The sequence below is a fragment of the Kitasatospora sp. NPDC018058 genome (genome assembly GCF_044327205.1).
GTDB lineage: Bacteria > Actinomycetota > Actinomycetes > Streptomycetales > Streptomycetaceae > Kitasatospora.
Genome location: NZ_JBIRFA010000028.1, coordinates 108,748 through 120,234, shown reverse-complemented (window position 1 = coordinate 120,234; position 11,487 = coordinate 108,748). Strand labels below are relative to the sequence as shown.

General features: G+C 75.4%; 6 protein-coding genes and 1 pseudogene. 2 read left to right on the top strand and 5 right to left on the bottom strand.

Translation table 11 applies throughout. From position 1 onward, the window contains the following. Positions 1-412: 412 nt before the first annotated feature. Positions 413-1,705: pseudogene (locus tag ACH4E7_RS31700) on the bottom strand (SpoIIE family protein phosphatase); the annotation flags it as partial. A 170-nt stretch (positions 1,706-1,875) separates the two neighbouring features. Next, entirely contained in the window at positions 1,876-3,321 is a 1,446-nt protein-coding gene (locus ACH4E7_RS31695) for an NAD(P)/FAD-dependent oxidoreductase (RefSeq protein ID WP_396252598.1), read from the bottom strand. Positions 3,322-3,797: 476 nt separating this feature from the next. On the opposite strand from ACH4E7_RS31695, the gene ACH4E7_RS31690 reads away from it, so the two are divergent. Next, positions 3,798-4,673 carry a TetR/AcrR family transcriptional regulator gene (locus ACH4E7_RS31690; RefSeq protein WP_396252597.1) on the top strand — a complete coding sequence of 292 codons (876 nt, stop codon included), beginning with the start codon at positions 3,798-3,800 and terminating at the stop codon, positions 4,671-4,673. A gap of 380 nt (positions 4,674-5,053) precedes the next feature. Continuing rightward, positions 5,054-7,312 carry a sigma-70 family RNA polymerase sigma factor gene (locus ACH4E7_RS31685; RefSeq protein WP_396252596.1) on the top strand — a complete coding sequence of 753 codons (2,259 nt, stop codon included), beginning with the start codon at positions 5,054-5,056 and terminating at the stop codon, positions 7,310-7,312. Between the two features lie 33 nt (positions 7,313-7,345). Here ACH4E7_RS31685 and ACH4E7_RS31680 read toward each other — a convergent pair whose 3' ends face one another. The 3 genes from ACH4E7_RS31680 to ACH4E7_RS31670 all read right to left on the bottom strand — a co-directional run bounded on the left by ACH4E7_RS31680 (position 7,346) and on the right by ACH4E7_RS31670 (position 11,000). Continuing rightward, positions 7,346-8,050 carry a DsbA family oxidoreductase gene (locus ACH4E7_RS31680; RefSeq protein WP_396252595.1) on the bottom strand — a complete coding sequence of 235 codons (705 nt, stop codon included), beginning with the start codon at positions 8,048-8,050 and terminating at the stop codon, positions 7,346-7,348. Between the two features lie 99 nt (positions 8,051-8,149). Next, positions 8,150-8,671, bottom strand: coding sequence for a universal stress protein (locus tag ACH4E7_RS31675; protein ID WP_396252594.1), 522 nt, complete (start codon positions 8,669-8,671; stop codon positions 8,150-8,152). 196 nt (positions 8,672-8,867) lie between these two features. Next, positions 8,868-11,000, bottom strand: coding sequence for an asparagine synthase-related protein (locus tag ACH4E7_RS31670; protein WP_396252593.1), 2,133 nt, complete (start codon positions 10,998-11,000; stop codon positions 8,868-8,870). Between the last annotated feature and the right edge of the window lie 487 nt (positions 11,001-11,487).

Here is an 11,487-nt window from a genome sequence, read left to right as displayed (position 1 = left end):
GAGTTCTCAAGGAACGGACGCTTCCTTCGGACCGCCTTCCAGCGGGCCCTCCGGGCGCTTCGTTCTTTCGTGCTTCCAGCTTATCAGACGTTTTCTGCTCCGTTTCCGGAGCTTCGTTCATCCAACTCGCCGGTGTCTTCCAGGGCTTGACGCCCCGTCCGACGTTTCAAACTCTAGCCGATCCCCGCTCCGAAAAGCGAATCCGGCCGCAATCCGATAAAATGCGCACGCCGAATAATCACCAGGCCGCAACGCAAGCACGCGAAAACGACCGGCGAGAACCGGAAGTGGTGTTTCAGAGGATTGGCCGCCCCGGGACCGTCCGCGCAGATGCGTGTCCGGTGCTCCCTGCCAGGCAACTCGAAGAACATTAGACCTCTGGGACAGCCGAGTCAAGCTCCGCAACCGGATTATCGGCGTCCTCCTCCACCGGCAGGTGGAAGGCCAGGACGGCGACGTCGTCGTCGTGCTCCGAGGTCACGCCCATCGCCCGGAGGAGGCGGGCACAGATCACCTCGGGGGCGCCGATCGCGCCGGTGAGGGTGCGGGCCAGCAGGTCGAGGCCCTGGTCGATGTCCTCGTCGCGGCGCTCGACCAAACCGTCCGTATAGAGGACGCCCGTCGTACCGGGGAGCAGGCGCAGGGTGTGGGAGACGTGCAGGCCGCCGCCGGTGCCCAGCGGGGGGCCGTTCTGTTCCTCGCTGCGCAGGATGGTTCCGTCCGGGCAGCGCAGCAGCATCGGGAGGTGGCCGGCCGAGGCGTAGGAGAGGGTGCGGCGCTGCGGGTCCCAGACGGCGTACGTGCAGGTGGCGATCTGGTTGGCGTCGATCTCCATGGCGAGGCCGTCGAGCAGGCGCATCACCTCGTGCGGGGGCAGGTCGAGGCGGGCGTAGGCGCGGACGGCGGTACGCAGCTGGCCCATCACGGCGGCCGCCCGCAGGCCGCGGCCCATGACGTCGCCGATGACGAGGGCGGTGCGGCCGCCGTCGATGGCGATGACGTCGTACCAGTCGCCGCCGACGGCGGCCTCGGCGCCGCCCGGTTGGTAGGTGGCGGCGACCCGCAGGTCGGCGGGCTGGTCGAGCTTCTGCGGGAGCAGGCTGCGTTGGAGGGTGACGGCGGCCTCGCGCTGGCGACGTTCGGCTTCGCGCAGGCGGGCGGCTGCGAGGACCTGGTCGGTGACCTCGGCGGCGAAGATCAGGACTCCGGCGGGCAGGCCCTCGGTGGGGGTGTCGCCGGTGTCGCCGGGGCCGAGCGGGACGCAGGAGACGTTGTAGTAGCGGTTGCCGGTGAGGCCGAGGATGCAGCGGGCCTTGACGCTGCGGGGGCGGCCGCCGCGGATGACCTGGTCCATCAGGGGCAGGACGCCCATGGTGCCGAGTTCGGGGAGGGCCTCGCCGGCGGGCAGGCCAGTGGGACGGTCGCCGAAGAGTTCGCGGTAGGCGCGGTTGGCGTAGCCGAGCTGGTGGAGCGGGCCGTAGGTGACGGCGACCGGGGCGGGGATCCGGTTGAGGACCTCGCGCAGGTTCTGGGGTTTGTGCGGGTCGAGGAGTTCGGTGGGGCCGGTGGGGCTGGTCGGGTCGCGGGGGCTGGGGACGACGACGCCGTCGGCGGAGGGCGTGCCCTCGTCGGTGCCGGCCCCGTTGGATGGGGCGACACGCCAGGGGACTCCGGTGAGCCGGGCGCTCCAGCGCATGAGGTTCAAACGACGGCCGCTTCCTCGTTTTCCAGGCATATCATCACTTTTTGTGTGCACAACAACACACGGGGTAATGACCAGTTCGGGCTGATCCTGTCAGGCGGAGGGCCGGTTCCGGAAGTCGCGCGCCCGGCGTGGCCGTCGGATCGGTCGTCGCACCGGGGCGGCGGGAGAGTTCATCGGGACGCTTCCGGTCCGCCGCCGGGCGGCTGGCCGGGCCCGGTGTCGAAGCCTTCCTCGAAGGCCGAACGCGGGTGCTCCATCGCGCCCAGGGAGACCACCTCGCGGGAGAACACCCCGCCCAGCACCCAGTCCATCAGCACCCGCACCCGACGCTCGGTGCTCGGCAGCCGCCGTAGGTGCCGGGCCCGGTGCAGCCACCAGGCCCGCCGGCCGGTGAGCCGGCCGCCGCGCCGGGTGTGGGCGACGGCCCGGCCCGGGCCCAGCGAGGTCGAGCAGGCGGCGGGGCCCGGGCGGTACTCGACGAGGCCCGGCGCGTGCGGTCCGCCGTCCAGGGCGACCGCGATGTTGCGGGCCAGCAGCTCGGCCTGGGCGAAGGCGTGCTGGGCGTTGGGCGCGCAGAGGGCGCCGTCCGCGTCGGGGTCGGGCACGGCGGCGCAGTCGCCGGCCGCCCAGACCCCGGGCAGGGCCCGTCCGTCGGGGCCGACGGCCTGCAGGGTGGCCAGGCAGCGGACCCGGCCGAGGGTGTCCAGCGGCAGGTCGGTGTCGCGCAGCAGCGGGGAGGGACGCACGCCCGCCGTCCAGACCAGGGTGCGGGCGCCGAAGCGGCTGCCGTCGGAGAGCACGGCGACCTGGCCGACGGCGGACTCCAGGGTGGTGCGCAGCCGGATGTCGACGCCGCGTTCGCGCAGTTGGCCGAGGGCGTGCTCGGCAAGGTCGGCCGACTCCTCGGCGAGGATCCGGTCGGTCGCCTCGACCAGCACCCAGCGCAGGTCCTCGGCGCGGACGTTGTGGTAGTCCCGTACGGCGGTGCGGGCCATGTCCTCCAGTTCGGCGAGCGCGCCGACGCCCGCGTAGCCGGCGCCGACGAACACGAAGGTGAGCGCGGACTGGCGCAGTGCCGGGTCGCGGGTGGCGGAGGCGAGGTCGAGCTGCTCCAGCACGTGGTTGCGCAGGCCGACCGCCTCGGCGACGGTGGAGAAGCCGAGTCCGTGCTCGGCGAGGCCGGGCACGGGGGCGGTCCGGGAGACCGAGCCGGGGGACACTACCAGGATGTCGTAGGGGAGTTCGATCGGCGCGGGGGTCCCGCCGGGGCCCGCGGCGTCGGCCAGGGCACGGCGGGCGGCGTGTTCGATCCGGGTGATCCGGGCGGTCAGTACCCGGCAGTCCGGCAGGGCCCGGCGCAGCGGGACGACGACGTGCCGGGGGTCGATCGAGCCGGCCGCGACCTCGGCCAGCAGCGGGTGGTAGGTGAAGTAGGCCTGGGGCTCGACGACGGTGATCTCGACCTCGCCCCGTCGCAGCCGTTCCCGCAGGCCGCGCTGGAGGTGGAGGGCGGTGGCCGTTCCGGCGCAGCCGCCGCCGGCGATCAGGATCCTGATGGTGCACCTCCTGCCGATGTGACGTTTCGTCCCGGCCACGCGGCCGGGGGTGTCCCCCATCACGCCCCCTATGAAGGACCGGCCGGGGTGGTCTTGTCCACAGTCCGTACGGGGCTGGTTGCCACGGAAGTGACGGTCGTGGCCAGTTGTGCTCGCTGGGCGACTTTCTGACGCACTTTCGGCCGCGAAGAGCCGTGAACTATGGTCGGATTGTGTGCTGGAGCGGCCACCGCCATGACAATCGGCGGCGACGCACCGTGGAGCGGCCACTACGGCCAGTTCCAGCGTTGGCGCGAGAACCCGACTGGGGAACAGTCATCCGGGGAAGGGTAGTTCCCGGACAGGGCCCCGGACGGTGCCGACGCGCCGAGCCGGACGTGAAGGCGGCCCGGCGGCACGACCGTGGTCACCGGAACGGGACGGGCGGCACGAACGATGGATCATCGGGTCATTTCTGACGGGCTGAGCTGCACCGGGGGGTGCAGGGGCGGGCGACGACAGGGTCCGGATTCGGACGCCTGCGGGGGAGAGTTGGGATGATGGAACACGAGCAGGTATTGGGCCGGACGGGCGCGATGCGCGCCGGCCAGGGCATGGTGCCGGAGCAGCGCGTCCCGGTGGACCTGCCGCCTCAGGGCGGGGTGTCGTACTCGGCCGTCCCGTACCGGGGGGATCGGGCACCGGCCGCCGCGCCGGTGCCGGGAGCCCGGTTGCGGGTGGACGCCCGGCGGAACCTGGAGAGCGTGCTGCGGGCGGCTCGGGAGGTGTTCGGCGAGTTCGGCTACGGCGCTCCGATGGAGGAGGTCGCACGCCGGGCCGGGGTCGGGGTCGGCACGGTCTACCGGCGGTTCCCGAGCAAGGAGGTGCTGGTCCAGCGGATCGCCGCCGAGGAGGTGGCCTGGCTGACCGCGCAGGCGCGGGAGTCGCTGTACAGCGGCGACGGCGCTTGGGAGTCACTGGCCGGGTACCTGGCCCGGGCGGTGAGCACCGGGGCCGGACGGCTGCTGCCGCCGGAGGCGTTCCGGTACGCGGAGGAGCTGGGCCGGGTGCCCGAACAGCGGGTGCCGGAACCGCCGGCGGCCGTCCGCTTCGACCTGCGCGGCGAGGAGGCACGGTCCGGGGCGGCGGTCGAGTCCTCGGCGGCGGACGCCGATCCCCGGCTGCTGCTGCAGCTGCTGGCCGCCCTGGTGGCACGGGCCGGTGCCGCGGGCGAACTGCGGCCGGGCGTCACGGTGTCGGACGTGGTGCTGGTGCTGACGGCCTCGGTGCCGGTGCACGCGGCGCGTCCCTCGGTCACGGCGCCGACGGCGGCCGGTTTCACGGCGGTTGTTCCACAGACGGACGGTCAACCGGTCTCCGGGCCGTCGGACCGGTTGTTGCAGATCCTGCTCGACGGGCTGCGGGCGCGCTGACCCCCTGCGCGGCCCGTCCTCGGTGAGCGGCGGCCGTGGTCGACGCGCCGGACAGGCACGGTCGACGCGCCGGACGGGTAGGGGAGTTGGACAGGACACCGGCGCGCGAACAGGGCACGCGCGCCGGGTGCGGGCGTCGCGAGACCTGACGCCACACGCCGGGCGAACGCATCCGCGACGGCCCCTCGGAAGAGTGGGTACCGGCCGGTCCGGCTACCGCCCTTCCCTGCGCTATGCCATCCTTTGCCCGTGGTTGGAGCCAATGTCCCGATGCGCGCCCTTCGCGCGCCGTCGGCGCCGCGCGCCGGGGAACCGTGCGCCTACGCACTTTCGCGCGCCCTGCCACACTACGGGGGCTGTCGTGGAGTCTGGGGTCCGTTGTGAGCGCCGAGGAACAGAACGACTACGGGTACGGCCTCGACTTCGGAGGCTTTTCCGGTAGTACCGCCGAAGGGTCCACCGCGGGCCCCGGCGGGACCGGTGCCGCCCAAGTGCCGGGCACCGCAGCGGGTTCGGGCGCCGGACACGTCCCCGACCAGGCCGGGATGCCCAGCCGCGAGACGCTGTCCGCCTCGGCCGCCGCACTGCCGCCCGGCCGGGTGCCCGGCCAGGCCCCGGCGGGCCGCGGCGGCGTCGCCCCCGAGGCGTTCGTCGGCGACGGCCGCCCGGCCCGACCGACCGTGCCCGCCCCCGCCGACCCGGTGGACGGCGAGCGCCCGCCCTCCGACGCCGAGTTGACCGCCCGGGTGCGGGCCGGCGACGACACCGCGTACGAGGAGATCTACCGCCGGCACGTCGACTCGGTGCGCCGCTACGCGCGCACCTGCTGCCGGGACAGCTTCACCGCCGAGGACCTCGCGGGCGAGGTGTTCGCCCGCACCCTGCAGGCGCTCAAGGCGGGCAAGGGCCCGGAGTTCGCCGTCCGCGCCTACCTGCTCACCGCCGTGCGCAACGTCGCCGCTGCCTGGACCCGTAGCGAGCGGCGCGAGCAACTCGTCGACGACTTCAGCGTGTTCGCCCGGAGCTCGACCACCGTCGTCGACCTCGACCTGGCCGACCCGGGCGCCGACGCCTGGGCGATGGCGATGGCCGACCAGCGCATGGTCATGCAGGCCTACGCCGAACTGCCCGAGGACGACCGGGTGGTGCTCTGGCACACCGAGGTCGAACGGGAGTCGCCGAAGACCGTCGCCGTGCTGCTCGGCAAGACCGCCAACGCCACCGCCGTCCAGGCCCACCGGGCCCGCGACCGGCTGGCCGCCGGCTTCCTGCAGGCACACGTCTCCGGCAGCCAGGACAGCGCGTGCGAGGTGTACGCCAACCGGCTCGGGGCGTACGCGCGCGGCTCGCTGCGCAAGCGGGCCTCGGCGGAGGTCGGACGGCACCTCAGGGAGTGCGACCGCTGCACGACGACCTGCCTGGAACTGGCCGAGATCAACACCGGCCTGCGCGCGCTGCTGCCCGGCGGCGTGCTGGTCTGGGTCGGCGTCGGCGGGTTCAGCGCCGCCGCGGCCGCCGTGGGCGGCGCCGCCGCGGTCGGCGGTGCGGCGGCGGCCGGGACGGCGGCGGCTTCCGCGGGGTCGTCGGGTGGTGCCGCCGGTGCCGCCTCGGGTGCGGCCGGTGCCGCCTCGGGTGCGGCGGGTGCTGCTTCCGGCGGCAGCGGGAGCGCGGCGGCTGCCGCGGCCGGCGAGGGCCTGGGCATCGCCGCCAAGGCGGGGATCGCGGCCGCCGCCGTGGCGGTGGCCGCGGCCGCCGTCGCCGCGTACGCACTGACCGGCTCACCCGAACCGAAGCCCCCGGCGGCCGCTCCCCCGGCCACCGCCGCGCCGGCCGCCCCCGCCCCGGAGCAGTCCGCACCCGCGGCGCCCGCCTCGGCCCCGGCCCCGGCGCCCAGCAGCGCCGACCCGGCCCCGGAGCAGCCGGCGCCGAGCCCCAGCGCCAACACCGAGCCGACACCGGCACCGGTGCCCAAGCAGGGTCAGGCCCGGGTGGTCACCCCGGCGCCGAAGAGCGAGCCGAAGAGCGAACCGCCCGCGCCCGCCCCCGAGCCGACCACCCCGGCGCCGGTGATCCCGACGCCGACCCCGCCGCCGGTGCCGACGCCGAAGGTACCGGTCGTCCCGACGCCGACGCCGACGCCGCCGCCGGTGCCGACCCCGACCGTCACCCCGCCCTCGCCTCCCGCGCCCAGCGACTTCTGGGCCGACTCGCTGCCCGTGGTCAAGCCCGGCAACAACCGGGTGCCGCCGGAGGGGCCGAGCATCCGACAGAAGGGCAGCGACGGGTTCTGGCAGCGTGACGGCGCGTGGATCGGCGGCGAGTACCCGCCGCACGCCATCACCGTGCACGCGCCGGCGACCACGCTGATAGACCTCAACCGCGGCTGTACGTCGTTCGACGCGGTCACGGGGGTGGACGACGCCACGCTCACCCCGGGTGGAGTGGTGTTCTCCGTCCAGGGCGGCGACGGCCGCACCCTGTGGAGCTCCCGCGCGCTCGCCGCCGGAGACGACGCGGTGCCGGTGCACGTGTCACTGGCCGGTCAGAAGTCGATCAAGCTGGTGGTCACGCCGACGCACGGGATCTGGTCGGCGCTGAACATCGCGGACTGGGCCGAGGCCCGCTTCAGGTGCTCCTGACAGCTCCTGGAACGGGCCTCGGGGGGCTGCCGCTCAGATCGCGCAGGAGCCGTCCGCGCAGGCCTCCCCGGCCGGGGCGACCTGCACCGGGGCCGGCCGGCGCTCGCCGATCTCGGCGGCGACCTGCTCCAGCACCTTGCGGAAGGTCCCGGCCTCCTGGCCGCCCTGGACCGCCCACATGCCCTCGAACACGAAGGTCGGCACGGCGGTGATGCCCAGCTCACGGGCCTCGGCCAGCTGGGCCCGCACCTCCGCGGAGCCCTCGTCGCCCGCCAGGTAGGCGGCCACCCGCTCGCGGTCCAGGCCCGCCGCCACGGCGACGTCGGTCAGCGCCGCGCGGTCGCCGACGTCCACGCCGTCGGTGAAGTGCGCCTTCAGCAGGGCCTCCTTGACACGGCCCTGTGCCTCGGCGCCGTACTCCGTCTCGGCGAGGTGCAGCAGGCGGTGGCCCAGGAAGGTGTTGGCGTGCAGGGCTGCGTCGAAGTCGTACGTGATGCCCTCGGCGAGGCCCAGCTCGGCCACCCGCGCGTCCATCGCCACCGACTGCGGGCCGTAGCGCTCGGCCAGCCAGGCGCGGTGCGGGCTCGCCGTCGCGGGGGCGTCCGGGACCAGCTGGTACGGGCGGTAGACGACCTCGACGTCCTCCTTGCCCGGGAAGTCCGCCAGGGCCTGCTCGAAGCGGCGCTTACCGATGTAGCACCAGGGGCAGGCGATGTCGGACCAGATCTCGACCTTCATTTCGGGGGGCTCCAGGAGGCGTCTTGATGCGGATGTACGAGGTGGGTGAACGATGAACCATCTCGGTACATTCCCGGCAGCCCCGGAGCTCTTCGCTGCTCAGGCCTCCGCGGGGGCCGGGACCACCAGCACCGGGCAGGACGCGTGGTGCACCGCCGCCGCACTCACCGAGCCCAGCAGCAGCCGGGCGAAACCCCCGTTGCCCCGGGTGCCGAGCACCAGCGTGTGCTGCCGGGTCGACGCCTCCAACAGCACCTCGATGACGTTGCCCAGCACCACGTGCAGGGACATCTCCCCCGCGAACGGCCGCGCCCGCTGCCGCGACACGGCGGCCACCGCCCGGCGCAGCCCGTCCGCCATGCTCTCGACCAGCGTCTCCACGCTCTCCTGCACCAGCTCCGCCATCCCCGGCGGATACCCGGCCGGCGCCGGGTTCACCACGGCCAGCACGTACAGCGGCAGCCCGAACAGCTCCGCCTCCGTCATCGCCCGGTCCAAGGCCCACAGCGACCCGTCCGACCCGTCACACGCCGCCAACACCCCGGGCGGCCGCCCCGTCGGCGGCCGCCCGAGCACCGACAGCACCACGGGAACGTCCTGCCCCGGGCTCGCACCGGCCACCACACACTCCCCTCGCCGTGGACTCGCAGCCCCGCCATCATCACCCGGTCCGCGGGGCCTACGGGGACAGCCGCGCCGGATGGGGCGGGGGTGAGGACGGCGGGCCCGGCGGGCGCCGGTGCGGCATGCGGCATGCGGCACGCAGCAGATCGTGGGGCGCGGGCCGCGCTGGGCGGCAACCTCGGCTGGGGAGGGGTCAGGAGGTGAGGGCCGGGAGGTGGGGGTGGGGAAGGCCGGTCCAGCAGGCACCGTGGCGGCGGGCACGGATACGGCGGAGCCAGAGTTCGGTGGAGACGAGGTCGGCGAGGCCGGCGAGGGCGGCCGGGGACAGCGTGGTGGCGGGGTCGGCGGAGTGGGCGAGGCCGGCACGGACGGCGGGGAGGTCGATGAGGCCGGCTTCGGCGAGGAGGGGGGCGTCGAAGAGTTCGGCGAGACCGTCGGCGGCGAGGCGCAGGCCGGCCCGGGCGGGGGCGGTGCGGTCGGGTCGGGGGCCACGGCCCCAGTCGGGGGGCAGGTCGGTGCGGCCGGCGCCGGTGAGGACGGCGTGCAGGAGGGCGTGCCGGGCGCCCGGCTGGAGGCGGACGTCGTCGGGGAGCAGCCGGGCGGCACGGACCACCTGGTTGTCGAGGAAGGGCGCGTGCAGCCGTTGGCCGGGCTGTTCGGCGGCGTGCACGAGCGTGCGGTAGGAGCGTGCCTGCCGGTAGAGGGCGTGCCGGGCGCGGTGCGCGCCGGGGTGTTCCTCGGGCGCCGGTTTGCGCGCCGCCAGGCGGAGCCGCAGGGCCACCGAGGTGAGTGCCTCGTCGGAGAGCCAGCGGGCGGCCGGGCCGGGGACGCACCAGGCGAGGTCGACGGCCGAACGGTCGCCCGCCGTGCCGCCGCCGTCCGGGACGTGGCGGGCGGTCAGCTTGGCGGCCGCGTCGTCCAGCGCCTCGGCGTAGCGGACCCGGGAGAGCCGGTGGGCGGCCCGGACCACGGTGAGCGGGGTGCGCAGCGCGCCGGCCAGGACACCCGCGGCGGCCCGGTCGGCACCGGCCAGCGCGGCGACCGGGGGCAGGAGTTCGCGGGGCCGGCCGGCCCGGATGAGGTCGGCGAGCCGGGCCGGGTGGCCGTCGAGCACCTGGCGGGCGCCGTAGCCGGTGAGGTGGTCGGTGCCGCCGGCCTCGAAGCGGGCCTCCGCGCGGGCGGCGGCGACGAGCTCGGGGCCGGGTTCGTCGGTGAGCCGGCCGGACTGCAGGTCGGCGCGCAGCCCGGCGTACGGGAGGGTGTCGGGGCCGGGGTCGAGCACGGTGTGCCGCAGCCGAGGGGTGTCGGGGGCGAGCGCGAGGGTGGCCGGCGGTTCGGTCTCGCCGAGGGTGACGGCGGCCAGCTGCTCGGGGGCGGAGGGTTCCTGGGCGGCGGCGCGGGCCCAGGAACCCTTGACCGCGCCGGTCCTGGCCCCGGGGACGACGGCCGGGACGGCGGCCGTGGACGGCACCGGCGGCAGCGGTACCGCGGCGGCGAGCAGGGCCACGGTGACGGAGGCGGTGCCGTACGAGAGGTCGACGCCGAGCCGGGCCCGTCCGGCGGGTTCCGTGACCGGCGCGGTGGTGCGGACCCGCGAGCGGACGGATTCCAGCAGCGCGCGGGTGAGTTCGCGGATCGCGGGCGCCTCGTCGCGCGGCTGTTCGGCGCCGGGCGGCTCGTCGTAGGCGTCGAGGTACGGGCGGCCGCCGCGGATGGCGAGCACATGGCCGGGCGGCACCCGCTGGACGCCCAGGTACGGCGTGCCGGTGCCGAGCGCCTCGGGCGATTCCGGGCAGGCGAGCCGGGCGGCGAGGTGGCCGGTGTCCAGCGGGGCGCCGACCAGGTCGGCGAGCGGGAGGGCCGCCGTGGCGTACGCGGTGCCGCCGGCCCAGGGGGTGTGGAAGACGGGCTGGGCGCCGACCAGGTCGGTGAGCAGCAGGGTGGAGCGGGTGCCGGCGCGCAGCACGACGGTGTAGCTGCCGGGCCAGGCGGTCAGGTGGCGGACGGCGCCGCCGCGGGCGGCGGCCAGGCCGGCGGCGAGTTCGGCGTCGGTGGCGCCGCAGTGACCGAGGACGGCGAGCCGGCTGGTGGCGGGGGTGTCCTCGCCGGGGTCGGGGGCGGTGGGGCCGGTGCTGACCACGGCGCGGGAACCGGGGCGGAGGGCGACCAGGCGGATCTCCTCGGGCCGCCAGTCGCCCACGGCCCAGAGCGGGTCGGGTCCGGTCCACAGGGCGCGCGCGGCGATCGGCGCGACCGTGGCGAGGACCTCATGGGTCGGCGTGCCCGCTCGGGGCGCGCCCGTGCTCCAGCCCGTCAGCCACCGCATCGCGCCTCCACCGGACGAGGACCTGCACTCGCGCGGCGCGTCCGGCGCCGGGCGGGCGGCCGGGTGCGGTGCCGTAACGGCCGGCACGCGTGTCCGGGCGTGCCCTCGGGTCCGGCGCGCCGTCTGGAGACATCGTGCCACCACCGGGCACTGCCGGGGCCGGTGTTGTCGGTTCCGCTTCCGTTTCGGCGACGGATCCGGCGACGGCCGGCGACGGCTTCGGCGGGACTTCGGTGACGGCCCCGACGGAGGTCTCGGCGACGGCTGTCGCGAGGGCGTCCGGCAAAGCTGCGGAGAAGGCTCGAAGGAACGTTCCGGTGGAGTGGTTTCGAGCGGGCCGGGCCTCCCCCTCCCCGGCCCGGACCGCCCGGGGGCGCCTTTTGGCATGGGCATCGCGAGATGGCCGAAAGGCGTCGCCCAGCCCGGGAGGGCATCCGCATGCCCTCCCGGACTCAGCCGCCGCCCGCGGGGATTGAGGCGGCGGTAT